Source organism: Marcopretia estuarina LEGE 06307 (assembly GCF_056633115.1).
This window is the reverse complement of the sequence record NZ_JBSJOY010000001.1, coordinates 337,681-364,276: the sequence shown is the minus strand read 5'-3', so window position 1 is coordinate 364,276 and position 26,596 is coordinate 337,681. Positions and strand designations below refer to the sequence as shown.

Below are 26,596 nucleotides of genomic sequence, written 5' to 3'. Positions count from 1 at the left end.
CTGAGTCACCATGAAAAAAATCGAAGCGATCATCCGGCCCACCAAAATCGATGATGTGAAAACAGCCTTGGTGAATGCCGGAATCATCGGCATGACCATCACCGATGTGCGTGGCTTCGGCAGACAGAAAGGCCAGGTGGAAACCTATCGCGGTGCGGAATACACCATTGAATTCATCACCAAGGTGAAAGTGGAAGTGGTCGTCGAAGACGACAAGGTGGACACCGTGATCGCCGCGATCACAGGCCCTTCCCGCACCGGCGAAATCGGCGACGGCAAGATCTTCGTGCTGCCTGTGGAGGCTGTCGTGCGCATCCGCACGTCGGAATCAGGAGCGGCTGCGATCTAACGCTCTCCTCCAAACTTGAGCGTACGATCCCCATCTGAACGCGTCTGAGCCGACCCTTGACCAAGGATCCACGCGGATCAGGCAGCCAGTCGCTCAGACGCCTACTGATCGGAGCCCCGCTTCCCACCAGCGCCCACTCCGAGGAACGGCTCACCAACGCCGAAGCTCTCGCCATCCTCAGCTCCGACGCCCTCTCCTCGGTGGCTTACGCCACCCAGGAGATCGTGCTGGTGCTGGGCATGGCCGGGGCCGCCGCCCTGCCGTTCACGTTGCCGATCACAGGCGTGATCGTGGCGTTGATGCTGGTGGTGGCGATCAGCTACAGGCAAACCATCAAGGCCTATCCCCATGGTGGTGGCTCCTACCGGGTATCCCACGACAACCTCGGGGTGATCCCCGGCCTCTGCGCCGCCGCTTCGCTGTCGATCGACTACACGCTCACCGTGGCGGTGAGCACGGCGGCAGGCATCGCCGCCCTCACTTCCTATTTCCCCCTGCTCGACGCGCTGCGCGAACCGTTGTGCCTGGTGGCGGTGGCCCTGCTGATGCTGGCCAACCTGCGCGGCGTGCGCTCCACGGCCCAGCTGCTGAGCCTGCCCACCTTCCTGTTCATGGGAACGGTGTTCACCCTGGTGGTAGCTGGCCTGATCCAGTGGAGCCAGGGGTCACTCACCGCTCTGCCGCTGGCCGAGCAGAGCCGGCTGCTGAACAGCGGAGACGGCGCCTCGCTGGCGGCGCTGGGGCCGGTACTGCTGATGCGCGCCTTCAGCTCCGGCTGCGCCGCCCTCACCGGCATTGAAGCGATCAGCGACAGCGTGATGGCGTTCAAGCCGGTGGAGTGGCGCAATGCCCGCCGCGTGCTCACCGTGATGGTGATCCTGCTGGCGTTGATGTTCAGCGGCATCAGCGCCCTGGCCACCGAGCTGGGGCTGGTGGCGCAGGACACCGGCCCCACCCTGCTCTATCAGCTGGGAGAGCGCATCTTCGGCAATGGACCACTGCTGCTGCTGCTGCAGCTCACCACCCTGCTGATCCTGCTGCTGGCCGCCAACACCGCCTTCGCCGACTTTCCCCGCCTGGCCGCCTTCCTGGCCCAGGACGGCTTCATGCCGCGCCAGCTCGCCTCCCTCGGCGACCGGCTCGTGTTCACCAACGGCATCGTGCTGCTGAGCAGCTTCGCGGCGGTGCTGTTGCTGGTGTTCGACGGCAGCGTGACCCGCTTGATCGCGCTTTACGCCGTGGGGGTGTTCGCCAGCTTCACGCTCTCCCAAGCCGGGATGGTGATGCATTGGTGGAGGGGGCGCAGCGCCGCCGAGGGCTGGCGAGGCAAGGCGCTGGTGAACGGGCTGGGCTGCCTGGTCACCGGGTTGGTGTGCGGCGTGCTGCTGTTCAGCAAGTTCACCGAGGGGGCCTGGCTGGTGGTGGTGGGCGTGCCGCTGCTGGTGAGCCTGTTTCTGGCGATCAAGACCCACTACGGCCGCATGGCCCGCCGCCTCGATCTCAGCCCCGGCGCCCCGCTCAGCCTGCCGCCGGCCCCCGCCCAGGGCGGCACCCCGGTGGTGGTGCTGGTGGGCGCGCTCAACCACGGCAGTGCCGATGCGGTGCGTTATGCCCGCAGCATCGCCGGCCCCCTGGTGGCGGTGCATGTGGATCTCGATGGCAGCGGCGCCGAAGCCTTCCGCCAGCAATGGAGCCAGCGGCTGCCGCAGGTGCGCCTGGTGGTGTTGCCCTCCCCCTACCGCTCCCTGGTGGATCCGATCACCTCCTTCGTGCACCGCTTCGAAGCGGAGCACAACAAACATCCCACCAGCTTCTGCACCGTGGTGATGCCCGTGTACGTCACGCGCCGCCCCTGGGAGAAGCTGCTGCACAACCAGTCGGCATTGAATCTGCGCCGGGCCCTGCGCAACGGCGGCACTCGGGTGGTCACCACCGTGGGCTTCTATCTCTGAGCCCACTCTGGGCCCGCCGGAATCTCCCTACCCTCGGCAGCAGCGCGTTCAGACCGCTCGATCCCATCACCTCTGGTTCCTTGCTCCTTCCTGCTCTGATCGCCCCCACCGCCCACCTCAGCCCTGGGGCGTTGTTCAGCCAGTCGTCGCTGTTCGGCTTCGGAATCGCCTTCAGCCCGCTGCACATCGCCGTGGTGGCGCTGCTGTTGCTCGGCCCTTTCCCGCTGCGGCGTTCCTTCGCCTACGTGAGCGGCTGGGCGATGGCCAACGGCCTGGCGATCCTGGCCCTGATGCTTGTGGGCGACCGCTTTTCCCTGGCCCTCAACCACGGCGAACAGGGGCAGGTGGCGATTGATCTGGTGGGGGCGGTGGCGCTGCTGGGCATCGGCCTGTTCCAGCTCACCCCGGCGGCCGAGCTGGGCCACGAGGGCATGGCGGTGAAGCTGCTCAACCAGCTGCCCGATGTGCGCACGCCCTTGCTGGTGCTGATCGGCGCCACCAGCGCCCTGCTGACGCCGGAAAACCTGGTGTTCTATCTCAAGGAAGCGGGCCTGCTGCTGGTGAACCAGCCAGGGGTGAGCCGTGATCTGGAGCTCACCGGCGTGTTCGTGCTGGTGGCCAGCTCCCTGCTGCTGCTGCCACCGCTGGCCTGGATCGCCACCGGTGGCGGCATCCGCGAGCCGCTGCTGCAGGTGGAAGGCTGGCTGGTGCACCGGGCCGAATGGGTGGTGGGCGTGCTCGCCCTGCTGATCAGCGCCTACCTGGCCTGGGAAGGTCTGCACGGCCTGTGGATGCTGCAAGGAGCTGCGCCGCTGTGATCGCGACCGAGCCGCTGAGCACCCTGTCGGCGGTGCTGGTGGCTCTGGCCCTGGTGATCGTGGTCTCGAAGCTGCTGGGGCGCCTGCTGGCCCGCTTCGATCAGCCCGCGGTGATCGGCGAGATCCTGGGCGGCATCGTGCTGGGGCCCTCCTTGCTGGGGGCGCTGGCACCCCAGCTGCAGCAGGCGGTGTTTTCCGCGGCGGTGCTGCCCCAGCTCAACCTGCTCTCCCAGCTGGGCCTGATCCTTTTCATGTTTCTGGTGGGGCTGGAGGTGAACCCGGAGCATCTGCACGGCCGGTTGCGACTGGCGGCGCGAATTTCGCTTGCGGGCATCGTGCTGCCGCTGCTGCTCGGGGTGCTGTTGGCCGTTGGCCTGGAAAGCGTGCTGCCCGCGCTGTTGCCGGGCGATCGCACCCTGCCGGGCCTGTTGTTCATGGGCACGGCGATGGCGATCACGGCCTTTCCGGTGCTGTCGCGCCTGCTCAAGGAACGGGGGTTGCTGGGGCTGCCGCTCGGCCAGCTGGTGATCAGCTGCGCCGCCATCGACGACGTGGTCAGCTGGGTGCTGCTGGCGGCGGTGGTGTCGTTCACCCGCTCCGGATCGGTACTGGGCGCCCTGCCGGCATTGATCGGCACCCTGGCCTGGGCGCTGCTGCTGCTGCTGGGGCTCAGGCCGTTGATGCACCGGCTCCAGGAGCACTACCGGCGCGAGCGGCAGCTGAGCCCGATTCTGCTCTCATTGCTGTTCGCTGGAGCGATTCTCTCGGCCGTGATCACCGACTGGATCGGTGTGCACTACATCTTCGGGGCGTTTCTGTTCGGCCTGGCCCTGCCCCGCTACGGCCCGCTGCTGCGCCGCCTGCGGCTGCACATCGAGGATCTGGTGCTCACCTTGCTGCTGCCGGTGTTCTTCGCCATCAGCGGCCTCAACACCCGGATCGCGGACCTCGATCAGCCGCTGCTGTGGCTGGCCCTGCTGGCGGTGCTGGCCGTGGCGATCGGCGGCAAGTTCATCGGCTGCTGGGCCATGGCCCGCCTGGGAGGGTTGCCCCCCCAGCAGGCCCAGGCGGTGGGCTGGCTGATGAACACCCGAGGGCTCACGGAACTGGTGATCCTCAACGTGGCCCTGAGCCTTGGGGTGATCAGCACCACCCTGTTCACGATGATGGTGGTGATGGCCTTGGTGACCACCGCCATGGCCTCTCCCCTGCTCACCCGGCTGGGGATCAGCCCGGCAGCATCACCCGGTTGATCACGTGCACGATGCCGTTGTCGCAGACGATGTCGGCGGAGAGCACGGAGGCATTCTTCACCTCGAAGGGCTCGGCGCAGCGGATCGGGATCGGGGCGCCCTCCAGGCTTTCCCAGCTGGGCTGATCCACCAGCTCACTGCGGCTGAAGGCGCCGGAGAGCACGTGGAACTTGAGGATGCGCGCGAGTTGGGGCGGGTTGTCCACCAGGGTCTGCACGGTGCCGGGCGGCAGGGCGGCGAAGGCGTCGTCCACCGGGGCGAACACCGTGAAGGGGCCAGGGCTCTCCAGGGCTGCGGTGAGGCCGGCCACCTCCACCGCTGTAAGCAGGGTGGAAAACAGGCCGGCGCCTTTGGCGGTTTCGATGATGTTGGCCATGGCTGGGAGTCTCTAGCGGTAGTCCTGGGTTTGCACATCCCGGAGGCGGGCCTCAGGGCGGAGGAAGCGATCCATCTGGGCCTCGAAGAAGGCGCGGTTCGCCTTGAGGTGCTCCGGATCGGGATCATCGAGAGGGAACAGCAGGGCGCAGCGCAGCGCCTGGATCACCGCTGAGGTCACGTTGTACATGGAGCGCTGGAAGGTGATGCCCAGCTGCACAAGGATGTCGTCTTCGCCGCGCTTGTGGTTGCGGTAGAGCTCCACCAGATAGGGCGGCAGGAAGTGGAGCATGTCCTGCATCAGCAGGGTGGGCGGGATGCCGGCTGAACCCACCGGGAACACATCGGCATAGAGGATGCCGTAGTGGAAATCCGCCTGCTCCGACGGCACCTGATCAGCCTGGGCGTTGTAGCTCTTGGTGCCGCGGAAGGGGGCCGTGCGATAGAACACCGCCTCCACATAGGGGAGGGCCGCCTCATACAGCCAGGTGAAGCCTTCCGACTTGGGGATGATCTCGATGCATTCACCACCGATGTAAACGTGGTGATAGATCGGCCGGCCTGCCACGGCAAAAATGCCGTTCACCAGGAAATCCATGGCGGCTGGCACACCAGAGAAGCCCCCTTCATCGTAGATGTCGCTCATCTCGAAGAACACCGGCGCCATCACCTCCCAGAAGAGGCCAAGATTGGCGTAGTAGCTCATCTTGCGCACCTGCTCCAGGAACATCTCCGGGAACAGCTTGTGCAGGCCCAGCATCAGTGGGTTGCCTTTGAAGTAAGCGAGGATCGCCCGCTCGGCGTTGGCCTTGTAGGCGTCGCTCTCCAGGTAGTCGTAGAAGCGGCCGCCCATGCCCTGGTGCCAGAACATGGCATCCATGCAGGCCTCCGCGAACTCCATGTTGATACGGTCGTGCCAGAGGTGATGGAGCAGCTTCGGCAGCTTGCCGGCTTCGCCCTTCTCCATGAACTCCAGCAGCTCCGGGTGGGCGGTGGCCGGCCCGCGCCAGATGCGCAGCTTGGAATCATCACCCGCGTAGGAATTGGGCAGATCCAGATACTCCTGACTCGGGAAATACTTGAACGCCGGCAGGGGATCGAGGAACACCCGCTCGGCGATGTAGAGCAGGTCGCGCCAGTAGAAATCCATCGGCACGGCATAGGCCTTGTAGATGCCGATGATCTGCATCAGGTTTTCCGGCGTATCCGGCAGCATCGAGCCGCCGGCTTCGAGCCGCTGCACCACCTCAGCGAAGGGGTGGGTGGAAGGCGGCAGGGCGGTGGCGGGAGTGGTGACGGTCATGGCCGGAGAGCCAGCGAGGTGGGCAGGTGCAGGGGCGCCAGCGGAGCGTGGAGCGCCGGGGTCGTCAGTGAAGGCAGGGTGGCGAGCGTTGGCAGGGCTGGGCTCGGGGCAGCCATCGCCAGGGCGTTGATCGGCGGGCGGGAGAGGGCGAGGGCACTGGTGGTGTCCTCACTCCAGCCCAGCAGGATCTGGGGCCAGAGGCCCGCCAGGATCACCAGGAAGGAGAGGGCCAGGGCCGGCAGCCGCTCCACCCAGGTGGTGCTCACGTAGTCGGCGGTCTTGTTGTCGAGGCGTCCGAAGCCCACCCGGTTGAACAGGCGCACCGCATACACGGCCGTGAGGCCCGAGGCCAGGATGCAACCGATCGTGGGCAGCGGGAACACCGGCCAGCTGCCCTGGAACACCACCATCTCCGCCAGGAAGCCGGCCTGGCCGGGCACACCCGCCGCTGCCATCAGCGCCAGCAGCAGCAGGCCCAGGGTGAAGGGCAGGCCCCGGCTGGGGTTCATCAGGCCGGAGAGGGCGGCGATCTCGGTGGTGCCCGTTTTCGCCTCGATCTTGCCGACCAGGCAGAACAGCAGGGCCACGATCATGCCCTGGGCGAGGATCTGGGCGATCGCCCCCTGCAGGCTCAACGGCGTGGCGGCGGCCAGGGCCAGCACTAGCAGGCCCATGTGGCCCAGGGCACTGAAGGCCACCAGGCGGCGCATGTCCGTCTGGGCGATCGCGTTGAGGGCCCCATACAAGGCGCTGACCATGCCGACCACGGCAATCCACGGCGACCACTCGGCCCAGGTGTCGCCCAGCATGCCGATGCCGAAGCGCAGCAGGCCATAGGCCCCCAGCTTCGAGACCACCCCGGCCAGCTGCATGGCCACGGGCGTGGAGGCCTGGCTGTAGGTGAGCGGCTGCCAGCCGTGCAGCGGAAAGATCGGCATCTTGAGGCCGAAGGCGAGCAGCAGCAGGGCCAGGATCCAGCGCTCCGCCCCCTCCGGCAGCACCGCCTGGGCCATGTCGGCGTAGGCGAAGCTGAAGCCATTGCGGTTGAGCAGGGCCAGGGCCAGCAAGCCCGCCAGCAGGGCCATCCCCGACACCGCGCCATACATCAGATAGCGGATCGCAGCGGTGGCACGCCGCTCGCCGCCCCACACCGCCACCAGCAGGGTGGTGGGGATCAGCGTGATTTCGTAGGCCAGCACGAACAGCAGGCCGTTGCAGGCCAGGAAGGCACCGGTGAGGCCCACGTTGGTGGCCAGCACCATGGCGTAGAAGAAGCGCCGCCGCGGCTGGCTGATCGGCGTGGCGAACACCGCCATGAAGGAAAGAAGAGCCGTGAGGCCGGCCAGCGGGAGCGACAGGCCATCGAGGCCCAGGTGAAGCTCCAGACCAAGCTGGGGCAGCCAGACCTGGCGGAGTTCCGGCACCGGGTGGCCCGCCAGCCACAGCAGCATCAGCAGTTGCACCGCCGGAGCGAACACCGCCACGCGACGGGGCCAGGGGCCCGGCAAGGGGGCGAGACAGAGCAGCAGTACAGCCGCCAGGGGAAGCAGCAGAAGGGTGAGCAGCATGGGAGATCTCGGTGGTCTGCTTCAGAGGGAGAGGAAGGCGGGCGTGTGGCGGGTGAGGATCCACAGCCCCATCAACACCACCCCCACCAGCACGGTGAAGGCATAGGCCTGCACCCGGCCGGTGGTGCTGAGGCTGAGGCGGCGCGCCCCCTCCAGGGCAAGGTCGCCGCTGCGGTTGCTGAAGCCGTCCACCAGGATGCGGTCGACCCAGCTGCTGGTGGCCGCCAGCGCCACCACCAGACCCACCACGGTGCGGCGGTAGAGGCCTTCAGTGTGCAGGTCGGCGGCCAGCCATTCCTGCAGCCCTGCCAATGGTCCGGACAGCTTGGGCAGGTGGTCGGTGGAGAAGAGATAGAGCACCGACCCGGCCGTGATTCCCAGCAGCGTGGAGGCGAGCAGCGGCAGCGCCATCGGACCCCACTCCGCGCCGATACCGGCGCGGTTGATCAGGATCGGCAGGTGCAGCACCAGGCCGGTGGCCACCATCGCCGGCAGCACCATCAGCCACAGCACTTCGGCGGAGCGCTTGGTGAACACCGAGGGCTTGCCGCCCCAGATCAGCCCGAAGATCCGCACCAGTGCGGCGCTGATCAGGCCATTGGTGAGCAGCACCACGGCGGTGAGCAGCAGCGGGGCCTGGCTGTCCGAGAGGCTGGCGGTCATGGCGCGCAGGGCGCCGAAACCGGCCAGCGGCGGCAGCCCCACCAGGCCCGCGCCACCCACCAGGAAAGCGATGCCCATCAAGGGGCGGCGCGACCAGAGGCCACCCAGCTGGGTGAGGTCCTGGCTGACGTTGCTCGACACCACCGTGCCCAGGGCCAGCAGCACCAGGGCCATCGGCAGCGGATACACCAGCAGCATGCGCCAGGCGGTGTCTCCGGCACCGGCGCCCACGGCCAGGAACAGCAGCCCCAGCCAGCTGCTGACCAGAAAGGAAACGGCCCGCTTGATATCGATCTGGGCCAGGGCGATCAGGGCGCCCACCAGGGCGGTGGTGCCGCCCACGACCACCAGCACGGCCTGCACGGTGGGGCTCACCGAGAGCAGCGGCTCAAGGCGCAGCAGCACCCAGGCCCCGCCCAGCACCACCACGGAGTTGCGCAGCACCGTGGAGGGGAAGGGGCCTTCCATGGCCTCGTCGAGCCAGAGGTGCAGCGGGATCTGGGCGCATTTGCCCATCGGGCCGGCGATCAGGGCCAGCAGGATCAAGGTGAGGCCGGGGCTGGGGGTGGCCTGTTCGGCCCAGGCATTCAGGGCGTTGATGTTCCAGCTGCCGGCCACCGGCAGCAGCGCCACCAGGCCGGCCAGCAGCACCAGATCGCCTACCCGCTTGGTGAGGAAGGCATCGCGCGCCCCCTTCACCACCAGCGACTGGTTGAACCAGGTGCCCACCACCAGATAGGTGCCAAGTGTGAGCAGCTCCAGCACCACATAGGCGAAGAAGAGCGAATCGGTGAGCACAAGTGCGCACAATCCGGCCTCAAACACACTCAGGCAGCCGAAGAAACGGGGCCAACCCCAGTCCATCTCCAGATAACCGATCGCATACACCTGAGCCAGCACATGGATGCCGCAGATCATGGTCATGGCGATCAGCACCGGCGTGTTGATCGTGGCGTCGAATCGAATCGAGAGGCCAGCGGTATCCAGCCAGGGCCAGCTGCGGGTGAGCGGGGTGCCGCTGAAAGCGATCCAGGCCGCGAGGCTGTGCAGGAACGCCACCAGGTTGAACAGGAGGTTGATGTAGCCGGCGGGGCGTGGACCGGTGCGGGAGATGAGCCCGGGCACCCACAGCAGGGAGAAGAACGCTCCCAGCAAGGGATAAAGCGGAATCAGAAAGGCCGTCTCAAGGACGGACGTTGCAAAGGAGGCCGTCTCGGGCGGGGGGACGGTCATCTGATCGCGAAGCTTCCGGGATGATCGCGAACAATAGGGATAGGCCGATGGCGTTTGGGGGATGGATGAAGAGGTATTGCCAATGGCTGCCCCAAGCAAGCGTGATCAGTGGGCCGGCTGATCCTTGGAGGCCTGGATGCAAGGCTCCGTGGATCCGAGCATCGGTAGATCCATGCACAGAATCCGTATTTGTACTTAGCGGATTAACAGAAGGTGAATGCAGCGAAGGCCGCGAGCCGCAGCACCGCCGCCCCAGCTGCACCACCAGGGTGGGAACTCCGAAACGCAGCCAGTAGCCGAAGGGGAGCAGCGCGTCCTGCTGCCAGGCGATGCCGGCTCCCCCCAGGTTGGCGAGGCGCCGATCAAGGTCACGTTGCCCCCTCCGCCCCGGCCAGGCATGCCCGCGGGCCAGAGCGTCAAAGGGCCTCCGGGAGGGTGAGGCGAAAGGGGAGCGGCGGCGGGCTCAGGCCTCAGCTTCCTCGGCTGATCGTTGCTGACGATGGCACTGGCCTGAGAGCAGGCGCGGCTTCGCCTCGACGCCTGGATCAGCCGACGACGCTGCGCAGGCCGACGGCCGCCTGCAGGGCCTCGTGGCGGCTGATCTCGGTGTGGGCGGCATCCAGCAGCTTGAACAGGCGGAGCCGCTCAAGCCGTTGACGGGTGGTGCCATGCGCTCCCACCACATACACGTTGCGCCCCTTCTCCACCGCCTCTTCCACGGCGTTTTCGAGGGCCAGTGCCGCTGTCACGCCCAGGTGGGACACGGAGCCCAGATCGAAGACGATGCTCTGGCAGTCGGTGATGGCGTTGTGCTCGCGGGCGATCGCCTTGGCCACGCCGAAGATCATGGCGCCGTTGAGCTGGAAAAGCAGCACCTTGCCTTCGCCCTGATCCAGCAGCACCTTCTCCTCCGGGGTGAGATCAAGCTCGCCGTCGCCGGTGCTGATCGCCTTCACACCCCTGGATTGCAGGGCGTTCATGCGCTCGATGGTGAGGAAGTTGGCCACGAACACGCCGATGCCCACCGCCACCATCAGATCCACCAGCACGGTGAGCAGGATCACGCCGTACATGATTGCGGCGCCCTTCACCGAGAGCAGGTGGGCGCGCTTGAGGAAGCCCCAGTCGATGATGTCGATGCCCACCTTGAGGGCGATGCCGGCCAGCACCGCCATCGGGATCGAGGCGGCCAGGCCCGAGGCCCCCAGGATCACCACCATCAGCACGATCGCGCGGGTGAGGCCCGAGAGCGCACTGCGGCCGCCCGCCTGAATGTTCACCACCGTGCCCATGGTGGCGCCGGCACCGGCGATGCCACCGAACAGGCCGGACATCACGTTGCCCAGGCCCTGACCGAAGAGTTCCTTGTTGGAGTCGTGCTCGGTGCGGGTGAGGCTGTCGGCCACCATCGAGGTGAGCAGGGCGTCGATGCAACCGAGCATGCCAAGCACGGCCCCGTAGAACACCATCCGCTGGAGTTCACCGGGATAGAAACTGGGCAGCTGCAGCGGCGGCAGGCCGGAGGGGATCTCGCCGATGCGGCGGATGTCGGCATCACCGAAAGCCACCAGCGAGATCAGCGTGCCCGCCACCAGCGCCAGCAGCTGGGGCGGCACCAGCTTCTTGAAGCGAGCCGGCGTGAACCAGATGATCGCCACGGTGAGAGCGGCCAGGAACGTTTCCACCGGCTGGATCTCGCCAAGCAGCAGTGGGACGGACTCCAGGGTGCCGAGCACGCCGCCGGCGGGAATCGCCTGGCCGAGGAAGGGGCCCACCTGAAGAATGATCAGGATGATGCCGATCCCGGACATGAATCCCGAGATCACGGTGTAAGGCATCATCGTGATGTAGCGGCCCAGCTTCAGCACCCCGAACAGGATCTGGAACAGGCCCGCCAGGATCACCACGGTGAAGGCCATCGCCAACCCGTCATCGGGATGGGCCGCCGTGAAGGTGGCGATCACCGTGGTCATCACCACTGTCATCGGGCCGGTGGGCTCGGAAATCAGGGTGGGAGTGCCACCGAACAGGGCGGCGAAGAAACCCACCAGCACGGCACCCCACAGGCCTGAGGCGGCCCCTGCACCCGAGGCCACCCCGAAGGCGAGCGCCATCGGCAGGGCGATCACCGCAGCGGTGACGCCGCCGAACACGTCACCGCGGAGGTTCTGAAGGCTGATCCGGTTGGTGATGCCCACGCGGGTTCGCCTTGCCTCTGAACCGTCACCGTACGAAGGGTGTCCGGATTCGGCAGGGGCCGCAGGTCATAATTGCGCCCTCAACCGGTGCCCTCAGTGCTCAGCGTCGTCGAAATCATCGTGGGCATCCTGCTGCTGTTCGGCGGTGGCGAGCTGTTCGTGCAGGGGTCGGTGGCGCTCGCCCTGCTGCTCGGCATTCCGCAGCTGGTGATCGGCCTCACGGTGGTGGCCATGGGCACCAGCGCTCCGGAACTGTTCGTGAGCGTGCTCTCCACCCTCCAGGGCGCCGACGACATTGCCGTCAGCAACATCGTCGGCAGCAACATCTTCAACGTGCTCGTGGTTCTTGGCTGCAGCGCCTTGATCCTGCCGCTGCGGGTGCACAGCCGTCTGATCCGGCGCGATGTGCCGATCCTGCTGGCGGTGTCGATGGCGGTGTGGGGCATGGCCTCGCCTGGGCGCATGACCTGGCAGGCGGGTTTCGCCCTGCTCACCGCCCTGGTGATCAACACCATCTGGGAGATCCGCTCCGCCAAGGAGGACGGCGATGCTGACAGCGACATTGATGCCGATGAGGCCAAGGGTGGCTACCTTCCCGCCTTCATCAAGCTCGCCGCCGGCCTGGGGCTGCTGGTCTGGGGCTCTCAGATCCTGGTCAAAGGGGCCACGGCCATTGCCTTGAGCCTGGGGGTGAGCGAAACCCTGATCGGCCTCACGATCGTGGCGGCCGGCACTTCCATGCCCGAGCTTGTCACCTCGATCGTGGCGGCCTTGCGCGGCAAGGCCGATCTGGCGATCGGCAACGTGATCGGCAGCAACCTGTTGAACCAGCTCGTGATCCTCGGGCTCTGTGCCTTCATCTCCGGCGATCGCGGCCTCAGTGTGGATTCTGTGATGATCCACCGCGACTTCCCGATCATGGTGGCCACCACCGTGGCCTGCCTGCCGATCTTCTTCAGCGGCGGGGTGATCACCCGCCTGGAGGGCGGCATCCTGATCGGCCTCTACGGCCTCTATCTGGTTGAGCAGATCCTCCCGTATACCTACCCCGGCCTTGACGGCCCGATCGAGCGCTTCACCCTGATGGCATTGATTCCTGCCCTGATCGTGCTGCTGGGCTGGCAATCCATGAGCCACTGGCGCCAGACACGTCGCCTTCCCGGCTGAGGCCGGGCGGAGCTGCCGCAGAGCTCAGCCGGCACTCGCCAGAACTGAGGGGGCACCCACGAGTGATCAGGCGGGACAGCAGCCCTTAAGCGGCTGTCCTGGTGGGTCCGGCAGGTTGGCGGATCAACCAGAGCTGGTCGCCCTGCACCCACAGCAACAGCAGCCCTGCGGGGGAGTGCACCGAAACAGCGTGCGGCTGGCTGAGGCCCATGGCCTGGGCAGCCGCCAAGGGCAGGCGGCGCAGTTCCACCCCCTGAGGCAGGTCGGTCAGGCTCTCGGGCCTGTTGCTGGCCATCACGCCGGTGTCCCAGAGCAGCCGGTAGGGGCGATCGGCGTTGGCACCAAGCCGTAGGTGACGCCTGGCCAGGGCGGCGCTGGCAGCCTTCTGGCCCTCGTCCATGGCCGGGCGTTCCGCTGCCGCCGGCGGGGCGGCTGCGTCTGCGGGCGTGGCGTTTGAACCAGCAGCAATTGGCGCGGCGGCCGCCCCGGCCTTGCTCTGCAGCTGGGCGACAAGTTCCAGGGCGGAGGCGGCGCTGGCCGGAAGGCCAGCGGAGGCAGCCGGCGGGACCCCCCAGGCCAGGCCGCCGCGGCCAGCGCTGCCTGCAGCGGTGCGGGAAGCCGGCAGCACCGGAGTGGCGGAACGGCGCGGGGTCGTTGGGCCGGCCTCAAGCGGCGGCGGCGGCGGCAGTGGCAGGCTGTTGCCGAAGGGCAGATCGATCGTGCTCAAGCTGGCTGCCAGCGCCACGGGCTGACGGGCACCACTGCTGAAGCGCAGCAGCTCCGGGGTGTTATCGGTCACCGGCAGGCGCGGGGCCGGTGGGCGGGGACGCACCGTCAGGTTGCTGCTGGAGAGCCAGAGGGCATGGGCTCCCACGGCGATACCCACCGGCAGCAGCCAGCGGGAGGTGCCGATCGCCGCCAGCCAGCGACGGTTGGCGCCCGCCCGCGCCCAGGCGGGCAGCGGGAGGCTGCGGCCTGCGGCAGGGGGCCGGCCGTCAGGAGGCAGGGGCTTGGGACGGGGAGGGAAGTTGAACGTCAAAGGGAAGCGCACTGGCATCGAGCAGGGGAAGAAATCGCTGCACCAATCCCCAGGAGGTGGTGGGGGAGGGAATCAGCCGCACGCGGGCCTGCGCGTTGATGCGGCGGGCCTCCTGCAGCAGGGCGGGCAACTGGCCCGGGTTGACCGTGCGGTTCCAGAGGCGCAGCCGCCCATCGGCCTCCAGGTGCAGCACCACCAGGCCGCGGTGGGCGGGCGCCTGGGCGAGCTGCTGAGGCAGCAGAAGCAGCGCCATGCTGAACAGGCCGAGGGCCGCCCCAAGCAGCGCCAGCCAGAGGCCCTGCTCACCGGCCGTGATCGGGCCGGCCGTCCCGATCCGCCGCACCGCCAGGGCTGGTGAAATCCCCAAGAAGGGGTTGGCGCGCTCTGCTGGTCTCACAGTGGGCCCGGCAGACGGTCGATCCACACCGGCTGGCGGCTGTGGCGACGCAGCCAGGCCAGGTCGCTGCTCACCTGCCTGCTGGAGCGGGCATCGGAGGGCAGAAAACGCACACCTTCTGGGTTGGTGGCGCCACGCAGCTGAGCCACCAGCGCCACTTCACTGATCGCGGCGCCATCGAGGTACCAGCTGCCGCTGGCGGCGCGCACCAGAAACCAGTGGGGCTGAAGGCCCTGAGAGGCGGTGGCGCGATGGCGCGGCTCCGGCTGCCGCAGAACAACGGGCAGGGCAGCCACGGCGGTGAGGGCGATCAGGTTGAGACCGGTGAGTGCCAGGAGGCGGAAGGTCATGGGGCCTCGACCGCAGCGCGCAGGCAGGCCAGCTCCAGACGACTGCGTTGCCATTGCCGCAAGCCCTGATTGGTGCGCAGCAGCACCGCAGCGATCAGGGCGACCACCAGGCCCAGCCAGGTGCTGACCAACACCTCGCCGTAACCCTGCACGCTGGCGCCGCTGGGCAGGGTGAGGTCGGGGCCGAGCTCGGCGAGCACACGCATCAGACCGCTGACGGTGCCGATCAGGCCCAGCAGGGGGCCGATCAAGGTGGCGGCTTCAAGCACGGGCTCACCCTGGGCCATGGCCAGCTCCAGCTGGGCCAGCTCAAGGCCTTCCCGTTGCTGGCGGCTGGCGCCTGCGGGCGTGGCCGAAAGGGTGTCGAGCAGGAGGCGCTCCTGGCGGGTGGAACTGAGACCCCAGCGCTGCCAGTAGCGCAGCCGCTCCACGCCGATCGCCAGCACCACGATCGAGAGCAGCAGCAGGGGAACCATCACCGGACCACCGGCACGCAGCGCCGCGAAACCCATGCCGCCGCCCAGTTTCCCTTCCTTTGCAATGGCGAAACTAAGGGGCCGCGGGGCCGGGGCTGTGTCGTGCCAGAACTTGACAAACGTGTGGAAACCATTCACCGCTTTGGCGTGGGTTCCGCCTCATCCGGGAGCCCTCCAGGCCGCGCTGGCCTTGCTGTTGGAGGCTTGGGCGCGGGCTGCGCGGCAGCTGTAAGCGAGGACGCCCAGCCTTCGAGCCAGGTGGCCCTGTTGCTGCCAGGCTGCTCTTAGCCAACTGATGTTCCGATGACCACGATCTTCGCCGACAGCAGCTTCAGCATCGGGCGCACGCCAATGGTGCGGCTCAACCGGGTGGTGGGTGACTGCAAGGCCACCGTGCTGGCCAAGATCGAGGGCCGCAACCCCGCCTATTCGGTGAAGTGCCGCATCGGCGCCGCCATGATCTGGCAAGCGGAGAAAGATGGCCTGCTGGGAGCCGGCAAGGAGCTGATCGAGCCCACCAGCGGCAACACCGGCATCGCCCTGGCTTTCGTGGCGGCGTCCCGCGGCATTCCGCTCACGCTCACGATGCCTGAAACGATGAGCCTTGAGCGGCGCAAGCTGCTGGCGGCCTACGGCGCCAAGCTCGAACTCACCGAGGGCCGGCTCGGCATGACCGGGGCCGTGGGACGGGCCCGCGAGATCGCCGCCTCCAACCCCGACCGCTACGTGCTGCTGCAGCAGTTCGCCAACCCGGCCAACCCCCAGATCCACCACGACACCACCGGGCCGGAGATCTGGGCCGACACCGATGGCGCCATCGATGTGCTGGTGGCCGGTGTGGGAACGGGCGGCACGATCACCGGCGTGAGCCGCTACATCAAGAACACCCTGGGCAAGCCGCTGGTGTCGGTGGCGGTGGAGCCGGAGAACAGCCCGGTGATCAGCCAGACCAAAGCAGGCCAGCCGATCCAGCCCGGCCCCCACAAGATCCAGGGCATCGGCGCCGGCTTCGTGCCGGACAACCTGGACGTGGAACTGGTGGACCGGGTGGAGACAGTGAGTGATCAGGAGGCGGTGGCGATGGCCCGACGGCTGATGCGCGAGGAGGGAATCCTGGCCGGCATCTCCTGCGGTGCCGCCACGGTGGCTGCCCTGCGCCTTGCTGCGGAAGAGGCCTACACCGGTAAAACGATCGTGGTGGTGCTGCCCGATTCCGGCGAGCGCTACCTCAGCTCCGTGTTGTTTGAAGGCGTGTTCGACGAGGCCGGGCTGGCGATCGCGGGCCGCTGAGCGGCAGCTGGGCCGGCGATGCGGGCGGCTTCCCGCCACCAGGCCCAGCCCTCGCGGTTGATCAGCAGGCCGATCAGCACCAGCACCACCATCAGCGCCACCTGATCGGGTCGTGAGTCGGGCACGAGGATATCGGCGATCAGGTGCGGCAGGTTTGAGATGGTGTACACCACGCTGATCCAGAAGTGCAGCCGCCGCCATGGCCGCCAGCGGGCGGGATGGCCCGGATCACTGGCGGCATAGGCGATGGTGACCAGGCAGGCGAGCGGTACCAGGAAGTAGCCGAGCATGGCGCCGAACAGCAGCGGCAGCATCGCCACCGGCACCTGGCTCTCGATTTCCGGCGACTGACCATGGAACAGGGGCATCAGCCCCAGGTCGACATGAAACAGCATCGCCAACAGCCAGACCAGCCATAACCAGCGCAGGCGCATGGCCTGGTCCACGGCGGGGAGCCGATCAGCCGGAAATGAAAGTGGGAGCAAGGGATGCGCTGGGATCAGCAGCCTGCCATCAGGGGTGCTTGCAGGGGTGCTTGACTCGGCCATCGTTATCACTCGCATCGCCCTTTTCAGCATCGCCATTCCTGGCCCATGCGGCCGTATGGGCGCCTTGGTTCGCAATCAGAGCTGACGCAGCGGCAACCAATGGCACGGTATTGAGGTCTGAACCATGAGCGCCTTCCTCACTGTTGCCTCAGAGCCGGCGGGTTTGATCACGCTGCTGATTTTCGCCGGCGCGATCGTGCTGTTCATCACCGGCTGGCTGGCGCCGGAGGTGACCGGCCTGCTGGCCGCTGCCCTGCTGGTGACCTTCAAGGTGCTCAAACCCGATGAGGCCGTTCAGGGGTTCGGCAGCCCTGCCCTGATCACCTTGATGGGCCTGTTTGCCGTGTCGGCGGGATTGTTCCGCAGCGGCGGCCTCGATCGTCTGCGGGCGCTGATCGGGTCCGATGCGGTGCGCAGCCCGAAGCGCATGATCGCGCTCATGGTGGGCGTGGTGGCCCCGATCTCGGCATTCGTGCCCAACACCCCGATCGTGGCCACCCTGCTGCCGGTTCTGGAGGGCTGGTGCCACAGGCGCGGCATCTCCCCCTCGAAAGTGCTGTTGCCCCTGTCCTTCGCCACCGTGCTGGGGGGAACCATCTCCCTGCTCGGCACCTCCACCAACCTTCTCGCCAGCGATGTCAGCCGCCAGCTCGGCTATGGCTCGCTGGAGCTGTTCAGCTTCACGGCGATCGGGATTCCGATCTGGCTGATCGGCTCGGCCTACATGCTGTTCTTCACCGAGCGCATGCTCCCCGATCGGGGATTTGAAGGCGACGACCTGCTCGGCTCCATGGCTCGCGAGGGCTACTTCACCGACGTGCTGATTCCATTGGAATCGGAACTGATTGGACAATCGCTTCACAACAGCAGGCTGCAGCGCCGTTTCGACGTGGACGTGCTGGAGCTGCACCGGGGCAGTGAGAGCTTCACCGCCCCGCTGGCGGATCTCGTGCTGCAGGCCGGCGACCGGCTGATGCTGCGCTGCAATCGCGACAACCTATTGCGCCTTCAGCAAGAGCACACCGTGACCCTGGCGCCGATCACCGATCTTGACGAAGACGTTCAGGAACTGGCCGGGGCTTCCAGCACTTCCCCCCAGCGCGTGGTGGAAGTGCTTCTCCCTGATGGTTCTGCGATCGTCGGCTCCAGCGTGCGGGATCTGCGCTTCCGCCAGCGCTACAACGCCACCCTGCTGGCGGTGCGGCGCGGCAACCAGGTGCTGCGCGAGCTGCTGGGGCGCGTGCAATTGCAGGCTGGCGACGTCCTCCTGCTTCAGGCCCCGCTCGATGCGATCCGCGGCATGCAGGCCAACAACGACCTGGTGCTGCTCGACGAATTAGAGAAAGACCTGCCCACCACCAGCCGTAAGTGGGTGGCGGTGGTGATTTCGGCACTGGTGATCCTTTTGCCGATGTTCAAGTTGCTGCCGCTGATGGCAGTGGTTCTGCTGGCGGTGGTGGCAATGGTGGCCACCGGCTGCCTGCGTCCCGGAGAGCTGCAACGCTCGATCCGCTGGGATGTGATCCTGCTGCTGGGCTCACTCACCAGCTTCAGCGTGGCGATGCAATCCACCGGGCTGGCCGAGGCGCTCGCCACCGATTTGTTGCGCTCGATGCAGGGCTGGTCGCCCTATCTGGTGCTGCTGTCGGTGACGGTGCTCGCGCAGATTTTCACGGAGGCCCTCAGCAACGGAGCCACCGTGGTTCTGCTGATTCCGATCGCCACCGAGGTAGCCAAAGGGCTGGATCTGCCGCCGATGGCCTTCATCTTCGCCGTGATGTTCGCCGCCAGCCAGAGTTTCCTCACGCCGATCGGCTATCAGACCAACCTGATGGTGTTCGGCCCCGGCCGCTACCGCTTTCTCGACATGACCCGCTACGGCCTGCCACTCACCCTCACCCTGGCCGTGACGATGCCCTGGCTGATCTGCCGCCACTTCGGCATCTGAGCCCACACTGGAGGGAAGCGCCAAGCCCTCCTGTGCTCAGCAAGCTGAACGAACGTCTGCAGCACTGGGGCTTCAGCTGGAGCGGCTGGCGTGACAACCGCCGTGGTGAATGGTGGCTGGCGGCCCAGCTGCTTCTGATCGCCGCCCATCTGCTGCCGGCCACGCCACCGCCCAGCCGCCTGGGCATCGACTGGCCGCTGCCCTTGCAGCTGGTGGGCCTGGCCCTGTTGGTCGTGGGTCTGGGGCTGGCCCTGCAGGCGTTCCTGAACCTGGGAGATAGCCTCACGCCGCTGCCTGAACCGATGCCCGGTGCGGCCCTGGTGACGGCAGGGCCCTACGGCCGCTGCCGCCATCCGCTGTACCAGGCAGTGTTGCTCTGCTCGCTGGGGATGGTGATCGCCCTGGGCAGCCTGCTGCACCTGTTGCTGCTGCTGGGCCTGGCCGCCGTGCTGGGCGGCAAGGCCCGGCGTGAGGAACGGGCCCTGTGCGCCACCCATCCCGACTATCCCGCCTACCGGGAGCGCACGCCGGCGATCGTGCCGTCACTCCCCTGGCTCGACTGGCGCTGATGCGGTGCGCAGGGCAAGGCCAACGCCTGCATCAGGTTTCCGGGCATCTCCGCCTCCGCCTGCAGGCGGGCGATGCCGCAAAGACGCTGTCAACCCTATCTGATTAAAGCTGTTATGCCCTTTTCCGCATAAGTGTCAACATGCGACAGGATGTGCATGACGATCGGATTCTTCAGTTCTTGGTCCGGTTCTCACGTACTCAAAAGGTGCGTCACCCACCCCAAAACGGCAAACATGACGCCATGATGGTTGGCGTTGCTAGGTATTTTGCGTAATGAGTGCTGCGGCCGATGGGCTAGTTCCAACCCCCCAGCTTCTTGAAGAACTCAGCCAGTTCTTTCGCCTCCTGAGTGAGCCGGCGCGGCTGCAATTGCTCTGTCTGTTAAAGACGGGCCCCCAGGATGTGGCCGCCCTGATTGCCTCTACCGGCTTCAGCCAATCCCACATCAGCCGCCAGCTGAGCCAGTTGCAGCGGGCGGGGCTGGTGCGCTGTGAGCGGGAGGGCACCCGCTTGATCTACACCGCCGACGAGCCGCTGGTGGACGATCTCTGCATGTTGGTGATGGGCCGCCTGCGGGAAAGGCTTGAACAGCAGCTTGAGCACCTGCAGGCCGCCTGATTCGTCGCCTCAGACCAACCGCGACCCGCTGGCCTTCAGTCGCTGGCGAGGATCAAACACCGCAGCGATCGTGCGGATCAGCCAGCGTCCTTCCGTGCTGACGCGGAAGCCATTGGACTCCAGCTGCAGCAGGCCGTCGGCCTCCAGGGCCTGCAGGTCAGCCCATTCTGCCGCGAACCGCTGGGGGCCGTTGAGCAGTTCTGCTCCAGCCTGGGCGTTTATAGCTTGGCCGGTCTGATCTGCGCCGCCAAGGTGGGCAAAATCGACGCGAAAATCGCACATCAAGCGCTGAATGATGCGACGCCTGAGCAGTTCGTCAGGATCCTCCACCACCAGCCCCCTCTCCACCGGCAACACGCCGGCGTCCAGCGCCTTCAGATAGGCCCGGAGATCCCGCTGGTTCTGGCTGAACAGGGTGGGGTACTGGCTGATCGCCGTGACGCCGATCGCCAGCAGGTCGAGCTCTCCACCGGTGGTGTAGCCCTGGAAATTGCGATGCAGGCGGCCAGCCCGGGCCGCCACGGCCAGGCTGTCCTCCGCCAGGGCGAAGTGGTCCATGCCGATGGCGTCATAGCCGTGGCTGGTAAAGGCGTCATAGGCGCCCTGCAGCATCTGCACCCGCTCGCGCTGGCTGGGCAGATCATCAGCAGCGATCTTGCGTTGCAGCGGCAGTTGCTCGGGCAGGTAGGCGAAGCTGAACAACGACACCCGATCGGGCCGCAGCTCCTCCACGAGGGCGATCGTGGCGGCGAAACGGTCAGGCGTCTGCAGCGGCAGGCCGCAGATCAGATCCACGTTCACGCTCTCGAAGCCCGCCTCCCGCATCCAGCCCATCGCCCGCCGCAGCTGATCGGGCGGCACGATCCGGTTCACCGCCGCCTGCACTTCTGGATCGGCGTCCTGAATGCCGAAGCTGATGCGGTTGAACCCGAGGCGGCGCAGGCCCAGCACCTCGTCACGGCTGAGGAATTCCGGATTCACCTCGATCGAGGCTTCCAGGCCGGGCTCCAGATCGAAGTGGTGGGCGATCAGCGCCCAAAGCTCCGCCTGCTCGCTCACGCTCAGGTAATTGGGAGTGCCGCCACCCCAGTGCAGCTGGCTGAGGCGCCGGCGCTGGCCCGAGGCCTGCTGGATCAGCGCCAGCTCCCGGCCCAGGGCCTGCAGGTAGGGGCCCACCACCTTCGAGCCGGCCTGGGTGGTGATCCGGTTGCAGCCGCAGTACCAGCAGGCATGGCGGCAGAAGGGGATGTGCACGTAGAGCGACAGGGGCTCGCTGCTCGGCCGGGCCAGCTCCGCCGCCAGTTCACCAGGGCCCACACCGGTGTGGAAGCTGGCGGCCGTGGGGTAGCTGGTGTAGCGGGGCACGGGCTTGTCATGCTTCAGCAGCAGCTGCAGCGGTTCGAGGCGGGCAGGAGCAGTGGCGGGCATGGGACGGGGGGCGCGCAGGAGAGAGTGAGGAAAGAGGGGAAGAGGCAGCAGCCAGGGGCAGATGGCGCGGCGGGAGGGCCTGAGGCACGACATCCAGCCGCCAGCAGCAGACGCCAGTTGCCGGGCGCCAGCTTTCGGGCTCAGGCGGCGCCCAGATCGCCCAGTTCGGCCAGCAGGCGCTGGGTGTCCTGGAAGGCCACCACCGCTTCATCAAGCAGCTCACCTTCTTCCGCCTCGCTCAGGTCGAGTTGCTCAAAGGCGTCGTGCAGGGCGGCCTTGAGCACCGGCAGCGGCTGATCGAAGGCCCAGAAGCGCACGGCCGGCAGGCCATGGGACGCAAGGATGGCGTTGGCCTGCTGGGCCAGCTGTTGGCCGCCGGAGAGATCGCCGCCGTAGCGCACGTAGACGTGGGCCAGAAAGCGGTGCGGAGCCTGCTGGGCCAGGGCCTGCAGATGCTCGAGCCAGAGGGCGGCAGCGGCGGAGCGCGGCGTGGCGGGCGCTGCCGCCAGGGCTGCCGCATCGGCGGCGAGGGCAGCACTGCGGGCCAGCGCCGCCCAGGGGAAGTCGATCGCACCAAGGGCCGAGGCCAGCTCAGGGCCCTGCTGCTCGATCAGGGCGTAGCCGGGGCCCAGCGCACGGATCAGGGCCGCCAGCTGCAGCGGGCTGGCCTGGCCGTCGAGCAGGGCGCGTGAGAACTCCATACCTTCGGCCTGGTGGTGGGCGGCGCCGATGCGGCCATGCAGACGGCGCACCCGCGGGCCGAAACCCTTGCGGGCCGCCAGGTCGGCGGGGCTGGCGTGATCGGAGAGGTCGCTCGGGGAGGTAGCGGTTGGGGAGGCAGGCGCGGGGCTGGAGGCCGCGGCGGGGTGCGTGGTGGTCATGGCGAAGGCAACCGGTGCGGGGCCTGACACAGGCCGAACCAGCTAACGGTATCGCGCTACCGTTATGTCGTTGTTTCGTCGTTGCAGATTCGTTGCAACGTTCAGCACCCATGGCTGCCATCCCCTCCACTCCCCAGGTCTGCGGCGCAAGGCCGCTGCAGCTGCTGCTGGCTCCCAGCGGCCAGCTCAGCGACGACGGCCAGCTGCGGGAGCTGATCGCCGAGCGGCGCGACAGGCAGGGCGCCAACGTGGAGCTGTGGTATCTGCGCCCGGTGGTGCTGGCGGCCCTGCTGCCGGAGCATGGCGCGGGTCAGGAAGCAGTGGTGGCGGCTGATCCGGCGGTGATCACCTGGTTGCAGCTGCGCTTCGGCGGCAGCGTGAGCACTGCCGTCCTCGACCCCCAGCAGCTGCACAACCGGGCCGGCGGGCTGCCGCCGCGGGCGCCGCTGGCGGCGGTGACGCTCTGAGGTCTCCGTTCAGGACCTCCACACCGAGGTGTCCAACGCGACAGCCAGAGCCACCGGACCGCTTCAGGGTCTGGTGGTGCCGCTGGCCCGCGCGCCCGGATTCCGCCGACCGCCAGCCCCACGCCGTCTTCGCCTCACTCCTCCCTGGTGACCAGGGCTTCCGTCATGACCCTCAGCCCGCTCCGGGGCCCCCGCCAAGGGGTTCTGATCGATCGGCTCCGCCACTGGCTCCATGGCATCGGCCCGCGTTCCCTGCCGCTGGCCCGCCTGCTGGTGCGGCTGATTCCTGCCCGCTGCCCGTTCGAGCGCACCGTGGTGATCGCGGGCCACACCGTGCTGCATATCCCGCCGCTCTGCCAGATCAACCCCCTGTTCGATGAGCTGATGGCGCTGCGCTTCCGTGCCCTCTGCCGCCTGGAGGCCCACCAGCAAGGCCAGCAGGAACGGAGTCAGGACCGCCAGCCTCAGGCCCGGCGGCAACACTCCTGACCCTGGCGAGGGCAACCGCGCTCAGCCTCAGGCCACTGGATTCAGTTTCAGGCCCCTGCACTCAGCCGCAGGCCACCGCCGCCAGGCGTGCGGCCAGGCGCGTGGCCTGGCGTGGGGCGAAACCGACCGCCTCCAGCGCCGTGCCCAGGCAGCCCATGAATTCCCCCACCAGCGCACTGGGATCGATGCCGATCGCTTCGAGATCGCCGTGCACCGCCCGCAACATCGCCATCGCCACGGGCACCGCCCGCTCACACCAGCGGCTGATCGGCGCCGCCACAGCCGGGAAGCGAGCCGCCAGCTGGCGCTCGCCGTAGTCGAGGTGTTCGGCCTCATCGGCCAGCACCGCCGCCGTGATCGGTGCGGCATAGGCATCGGCCACCGGCAGATAGCAGCGGTAGGCGGCCACGGCGAAGCTTTCCACGATCAGGCACTGGATCACCAGAGCCCCCACCGTGTCCGTGGTGCTGAACGCCTCATTGAACAGGGCGCGCAGCGGCGCGAACAGGCGGCGCGCCAGGGGGAGATCGGGGCGAATCGCCAGCTGGCGGCCGCAGCCCACGAAATCCACGGCGTGGCGGCCTTCCATCGCCGCCAGGCGCCGCAACTCGTCGCCGTCTTCCGGCAGCAGCTGGGCCAGCTGGCGGAAATGGTGATCGGCCAGGCCCTCGCCCACGATCACAAGACCATTGATCCGCCCATAGGCATCGCGGTAGGCAGGGGTGAGCGCGGGAGCGGGCATGGTGACCTCAGGTGATGGAAACGGGAAGGGGGTGATGGCCCACAGGCTGCGCCTCGGGGGCACCAACAGCCGCCGGCTGTGGGGAACGGCCACCGACCGGCTCCGGCGCAACAACAGCCGCCGGCTCCACCGGCAGCGGTTCGTTCATGGCGGCGCGGGCCGCCAGCCAGCGGTCTGAGGCGGGCATGGTCAGGCAGTCGTCGAACCAGGGGCCGCCCAGCGTGTAGTGCAGGATCTTTGGGGCCGCCGGCAGGGGCTGCACCCCCACCAGCACGTTCCATTCGGGCGGCAGGGCGCCGATCTGCTCGTCGGCCAGCCAGTGGAACTGGTGCAACTCCAGGCCCGAGGCGCTGTTCACCAGCTCCGGCGTGAGCGCCGTGCAACGCGCGCAGTTGAAGAGCATCACCGACGACCAGTTCTTGCGGCCATAGGGCGTCTGGGGCATGCCCTGGAACTTCAGCCCCTGCTCACACACGTGCTGGTGCTTCACCAACTGCACCGCATAGAGTTCATCGCGCAGGGCCCAGAGCTCGGCCAGATCCGCCAGGCAGAGCATGTCGGCATCGATGAACAGGGCCCAGCCCTGGTAACCGGCCAGCCAGGGCACCAGGAAGCGGCTGAAGGAGAAATCCGTGCTCTGGCGCGGATCGCGCTCCCGCTGGTACACCCCCGCCAGCTGATCGAGCCGCACCTGAGCGATCAGCAGCGGCAGGCTGGAGCGGGCCTGAAAGGAATCGGCGAGCACGTTCACCGCCACCCGTTCCCGCGGGTCGTAGCCGATGAACACGCGCGGGATCTCGAAGCCGGCGTGTGTGTGGGTCATGCCCCCTCCGCCGGCACCATCGGCTGGCAGAACTGACGCAGCAGCAACCCAGCGAAGCGCAGCTTCAGGCCCAGCCTGCGCAGCAGTGCGCCCGGCTCCGTCTTGAGCGCCTGCATCTGCTGGAAGCAGGTGACCAGGCGATCGCGCAGCTCCAGGTAACGGCTCTGCTCGAGGTCGAACACCCAGGGGAAGGCGCGGCGGGCGGTGCGGTTGGTCTGACGCATCACCTCGGCATCGAAGCGGCGGGGATCCATGCCCAGCAGGCGGTAGAAATCGCCCCGCTCACACACGGTGAGGCTGTGGGTGAGAAACACCGACCAGAGGAAGAAACGGCTGAGCAACTTGCCGCGCAGCCCCTGCTTCAGACCGGGCCAGCAGCGGATCAGCAGGTTGAAGATGTCGCCGTGGCGGTTCTCGTCCTGGCACCAGGGTTCGAAGAAATCGAACAGCGGCGCAAAGGCGTTGTCAGGGTTGGCCTTGAGATGGCGGTCGATCAGGATGTAACGCCAATAGCCGATCTTTTCGGACAGAAACACGGAATAGAGCACCCAGCTGAGCGGGAACCAGGTGATCGGCCGCTTGGTGCTCAGCTTGGGCAGATCGAGCTCGATCCCTTCCGCCACCAGCGCCCGGTTGAGGAAGCCGGCATGGCGGGCTTCATCGCGGGCCATCAGCTGGAACAGGCGGCCCAGCTCCTGGCGTTCGGCCTGGAACAGGCGGCGGGAGAGCTCCTTGAACAGCAGGAAACCGGAGAACTCCGACACGCACGACCGCACCAGATAGCTCTCGTAAGCGGTCTTGGCTTCCGGGCTGAGAGCGCGCAGACGGTCGAGCGGGGCCTTGCGGTCGAAGTGGTCGCGGTTGTGATCGGCCTCCATCTCGGCGAGCATCGCCTCGAAGGCAGGGCGCTGCTGCTCCAGGTCGGTGCGGGCGGCCTTGTCGATCTCCGTGGTGTAGAAGCGGGGCGTCAGCAGGTCTTCGCGCAGATGGGGGGCGGCCGGGTTGGCGGCGGCGGCGGGCTGGCGGATGGTGGCGGTCATCGGGAGGCGCTCGAGAGGGGGACAGGGGCGGCGGCGGCGCGGGCATAGGCGACGGCATCGGCGCCATGGCGATGCAGGTGGAACCACTCCTGCAGATCGAGCAGCCAGCCGAGCCGCTCGGCGCTGCCGGCGGGGGTGCAGCCTGCGAGCTCGGCGGCCTGGCGGTGGCTGTAGCGATGGCCGGGGCAGAGGCAGCCCACTTCGGCGAGCCAGCGCTCCTCCAGCCGCAGATGCAGACCCAGGGCCCGCACCAGCTGACGGCAGCCGGCGGTGGAGGCCTCGCCGTCGATCAGCTGCTCCAGCAGCGCCTCGATGCGGCTGTGCTGCCGTTCCAGCAACCGGCTGCGCTCCGACCAGAGCCGCGGCCAGGGCCGGCTGCGGCCGCGCCGCTGCCAGCGAACACGCTGCCGGGCGGCCGGCAGTGCTTCGGGGGCTGGCGGCACGGGAGGCGCAGCAGCGGAGGGGGCGGGGAGCGTCAACACCAGCGGCATTGTTCAACGCTATAACGACATCGTGATGCTAGAGGATGACGGTCAGGTCGCAACCGTCCGGTTACAGGAGCTGGGGAGTCGCTGCACAGCAGAGATCGCCAGGAATGGTCAAGGCCGAGG

The 26,596-nt window shown here is 67.6% G+C and carries 27 protein-coding genes; 11 read left to right on the top strand and 16 right to left on the bottom strand.

Annotated elements, in window-relative coordinates; all coding sequences use genetic code 11:
* Window positions 1-10 precede the first annotated feature (10 nt).
* The 4 genes from ACWJI3_RS01855 (at window position 11) to ACWJI3_RS01840 (ending at window position 4,372) form a co-directional block, all read left to right on the top strand.
* Window positions 11-349, top strand: a complete 339-nt coding sequence (locus ACWJI3_RS01855; RefSeq protein WP_255099414.1) for a P-II family nitrogen regulator — start codon at window positions 11-13, stop codon at window positions 347-349.
* A gap of 56 nt (window positions 350-405) precedes the next feature.
* The gene (locus ACWJI3_RS01850) at window positions 406-2,301 is read left to right on the top strand and encodes an APC family permease (protein ID WP_480202656.1); all 1,896 of its coding nucleotides are present in this window, start codon (window positions 406-408) and stop codon (window positions 2,299-2,301) included.
* 80 nt (window positions 2,302-2,381) lie between these two features.
* Window positions 2,382-3,119, top strand: a complete 738-nt coding sequence (locus tag ACWJI3_RS01845) for a GAP family protein (RefSeq protein WP_255099416.1) — start codon at window positions 2,382-2,384, stop codon at window positions 3,117-3,119.
* Complete coding sequence (locus ACWJI3_RS01840) at window positions 3,116-4,372, top strand: cation:proton antiporter domain-containing protein (protein WP_480202655.1); 1,257 nt, start codon at window positions 3,116-3,118, stop codon at window positions 4,370-4,372. The genes ACWJI3_RS01845 and ACWJI3_RS01840 overlap by 4 nt, the downstream gene beginning before the upstream one ends.
* Here the strand turns inward: ACWJI3_RS01840 and ACWJI3_RS01835 are convergent.
* From ACWJI3_RS01835 to bicA, 5 genes are all read right to left on the bottom strand, one after another.
* Window positions 4,347-4,748, bottom strand: a complete 402-nt coding sequence (locus ACWJI3_RS01835) for a fasciclin domain-containing protein (RefSeq protein WP_255099418.1) — start codon at window positions 4,746-4,748, stop codon at window positions 4,347-4,349. The genes ACWJI3_RS01840 and ACWJI3_RS01835 overlap by 26 nt on opposite strands.
* Before the next feature lie 12 nt (window positions 4,749-4,760).
* Window positions 4,761-6,050, bottom strand: coding sequence for a CO2 hydration protein (locus ACWJI3_RS01830; RefSeq protein WP_094510730.1), 1,290 nt, complete (start codon window positions 6,048-6,050; stop codon window positions 4,761-4,763).
* The gene (locus ACWJI3_RS01825) at window positions 6,047-7,618 is read right to left on the bottom strand and encodes an NADH-quinone oxidoreductase subunit M (protein WP_480202654.1); all 1,572 of its coding nucleotides are present in this window, start codon (window positions 7,616-7,618) and stop codon (window positions 6,047-6,049) included. The genes ACWJI3_RS01830 and ACWJI3_RS01825 overlap by 4 nt, the downstream gene beginning before the upstream one ends.
* Before the next feature lie 21 nt (window positions 7,619-7,639).
* Window positions 7,640-9,514, bottom strand: a complete 1,875-nt coding sequence (locus ACWJI3_RS01820; RefSeq protein WP_480202653.1) for an NAD(P)H-quinone oxidoreductase subunit F — start codon at window positions 9,512-9,514, stop codon at window positions 7,640-7,642.
* 545 nt (window positions 9,515-10,059) lie between these two features.
* Window positions 10,060-11,712 carry a bicarbonate transporter BicA gene (bicA, locus tag ACWJI3_RS01815; protein WP_480202652.1) on the bottom strand — a complete coding sequence of 551 codons (1,653 nt, stop codon included), beginning with the start codon at window positions 11,710-11,712 and terminating at the stop codon, window positions 10,060-10,062.
* An 87-nt stretch (window positions 11,713-11,799) separates the two neighbouring features.
* Between bicA and ACWJI3_RS01810 the strand changes: the two genes are divergently transcribed.
* Window positions 11,800-12,879, top strand: a complete 1,080-nt coding sequence (locus ACWJI3_RS01810; protein ID WP_480202651.1) for a calcium/sodium antiporter — start codon at window positions 11,800-11,802, stop codon at window positions 12,877-12,879.
* A gap of 85 nt (window positions 12,880-12,964) precedes the next feature.
* Here the strand turns inward: ACWJI3_RS01810 and ACWJI3_RS01805 are convergent, their stop codons facing one another.
* The 4 genes from ACWJI3_RS01805 to ACWJI3_RS01790 are packed head-to-tail and all read right to left on the bottom strand — an operon-like array spanning window position 12,965 to window position 15,279.
* Window positions 12,965-13,918 carry a hypothetical protein gene (locus tag ACWJI3_RS01805; protein WP_480202650.1) on the bottom strand — a complete coding sequence of 318 codons (954 nt, stop codon included), beginning with the start codon at window positions 13,916-13,918 and terminating at the stop codon, window positions 12,965-12,967.
* The gene (locus ACWJI3_RS01800) at window positions 13,875-14,285 is read right to left on the bottom strand and encodes a hypothetical protein (protein WP_480202649.1); all 411 of its coding nucleotides are present in this window, start codon (window positions 14,283-14,285) and stop codon (window positions 13,875-13,877) included. The genes ACWJI3_RS01805 and ACWJI3_RS01800 overlap by 44 nt, the downstream gene beginning before the upstream one ends.
* A 26-nt stretch (window positions 14,286-14,311) precedes the next feature.
* Window positions 14,312-14,665, bottom strand: coding sequence for a hypothetical protein (locus ACWJI3_RS01795; protein ID WP_255099426.1), 354 nt, complete (start codon window positions 14,663-14,665; stop codon window positions 14,312-14,314).
* Complete coding sequence (locus ACWJI3_RS01790) at window positions 14,662-15,279, bottom strand: MotA/TolQ/ExbB proton channel family protein (RefSeq protein ID WP_480202648.1); 618 nt, start codon at window positions 15,277-15,279, stop codon at window positions 14,662-14,664. Before ACWJI3_RS01790 ends, ACWJI3_RS01795 begins: the two co-directional genes overlap by 4 nt.
* 165 nt (window positions 15,280-15,444) lie before the next feature.
* On the opposite strand from ACWJI3_RS01790, the gene cysK reads away from it, so the two are divergent.
* The gene (gene cysK, locus ACWJI3_RS01785; RefSeq protein ID WP_480202647.1) at window positions 15,445-16,431 is read left to right on the top strand and encodes a cysteine synthase A; all 987 of its coding nucleotides are present in this window, start codon (window positions 15,445-15,447) and stop codon (window positions 16,429-16,431) included.
* On the opposite strand, the gene ACWJI3_RS01780 is transcribed toward cysK, so the two are convergent.
* A complete protein-coding gene (locus tag ACWJI3_RS01780; protein ID WP_480202646.1) occupies window positions 16,365-16,916 on the bottom strand; it encodes a hypothetical protein in 552 nt (183 codons plus the stop codon). The two genes, cysK and ACWJI3_RS01780, sit on opposite strands and share 67 nt — an antisense overlap.
* A 187-nt stretch (window positions 16,917-17,103) precedes the next feature.
* On the opposite strand from ACWJI3_RS01780, the gene ACWJI3_RS01775 reads away from it, so the two are divergent.
* The 3 genes from ACWJI3_RS01775 (at window position 17,104) to ACWJI3_RS01765 (ending at window position 20,115) form a co-directional block, all read left to right on the top strand.
* A complete protein-coding gene (locus tag ACWJI3_RS01775; RefSeq protein WP_480202645.1) occupies window positions 17,104-18,927 on the top strand; it encodes an SLC13 family permease in 1,824 nt (607 codons plus the stop codon).
* 32 nt (window positions 18,928-18,959) lie between these two features.
* Complete coding sequence (locus tag ACWJI3_RS01770) at window positions 18,960-19,496, top strand: methyltransferase family protein (protein ID WP_094510742.1); 537 nt, start codon at window positions 18,960-18,962, stop codon at window positions 19,494-19,496.
* A gap of 274 nt (window positions 19,497-19,770) precedes the next feature.
* Window positions 19,771-20,115: an ArsR/SmtB family transcription factor gene (locus tag ACWJI3_RS01765; RefSeq protein ID WP_094510743.1), complete on the top strand. Its 345-nt coding sequence runs from the start codon at window positions 19,771-19,773 to the stop codon at window positions 20,113-20,115.
* A gap of 9 nt (window positions 20,116-20,124) precedes the next feature.
* Here the strand turns inward: ACWJI3_RS01765 and hemN are convergent, their stop codons facing one another.
* Together hemN and ACWJI3_RS01755 are read right to left on the bottom strand one after the other, a co-directional pair.
* A complete protein-coding gene (hemN, locus tag ACWJI3_RS01760) occupies window positions 20,125-21,543 on the bottom strand; it encodes an oxygen-independent coproporphyrinogen III oxidase (protein WP_480202644.1) in 1,419 nt (472 codons plus the stop codon).
* A gap of 140 nt (window positions 21,544-21,683) precedes the next feature.
* A complete protein-coding gene (locus ACWJI3_RS01755; protein WP_480202643.1) occupies window positions 21,684-22,424 on the bottom strand; it encodes a biliverdin-producing heme oxygenase in 741 nt (246 codons plus the stop codon).
* Window positions 22,425-22,534: 110 nt separating this feature from the next.
* Between ACWJI3_RS01755 and ACWJI3_RS01750 the strand changes: the two genes are divergently transcribed.
* The gene (locus ACWJI3_RS01750) at window positions 22,535-22,891 is read left to right on the top strand and encodes a hypothetical protein (protein WP_255099433.1); all 357 of its coding nucleotides are present in this window, start codon (window positions 22,535-22,537) and stop codon (window positions 22,889-22,891) included.
* A gap of 165 nt (window positions 22,892-23,056) precedes the next feature.
* The gene (locus ACWJI3_RS01745; RefSeq protein ID WP_480202642.1) at window positions 23,057-23,380 is read left to right on the top strand and encodes a Mo-dependent nitrogenase C-terminal domain-containing protein; all 324 of its coding nucleotides are present in this window, start codon (window positions 23,057-23,059) and stop codon (window positions 23,378-23,380) included.
* Window positions 23,381-23,441: 61 nt separating this feature from the next.
* Here ACWJI3_RS01745 and ACWJI3_RS01740 read toward each other — a convergent pair whose 3' ends face one another.
* Genes ACWJI3_RS01740 through ACWJI3_RS01725 form a run of 4 tightly spaced genes read right to left on the bottom strand, consistent with a single transcriptional unit; the run spans window position 23,442 to window position 26,467 of the window.
* Window positions 23,442-24,122 (bottom strand): long-chain fatty aldehyde decarbonylase, encoded by a 681-nt coding sequence (locus ACWJI3_RS01740; RefSeq protein ID WP_480202641.1) that lies wholly within the window; start codon window positions 24,120-24,122, stop codon window positions 23,442-23,444.
* 7 nt (window positions 24,123-24,129) lie between these two features.
* Complete coding sequence (locus ACWJI3_RS01735; RefSeq protein WP_480202640.1) at window positions 24,130-24,945, bottom strand: hypothetical protein; 816 nt, start codon at window positions 24,943-24,945, stop codon at window positions 24,130-24,132.
* A complete protein-coding gene (gene acsF, locus ACWJI3_RS01730) occupies window positions 24,942-25,985 on the bottom strand; it encodes a magnesium-protoporphyrin IX monomethyl ester (oxidative) cyclase (RefSeq protein ID WP_480202639.1) in 1,044 nt (347 codons plus the stop codon). Before acsF ends, ACWJI3_RS01735 begins: the two co-directional genes overlap by 4 nt.
* Complete coding sequence (locus ACWJI3_RS01725) at window positions 25,982-26,467, bottom strand: hypothetical protein (protein WP_480202638.1); 486 nt, start codon at window positions 26,465-26,467, stop codon at window positions 25,982-25,984. The genes acsF and ACWJI3_RS01725 overlap by 4 nt, the downstream gene beginning before the upstream one ends.
* Between the last annotated feature and the right edge of the window lie 129 nt (window positions 26,468-26,596).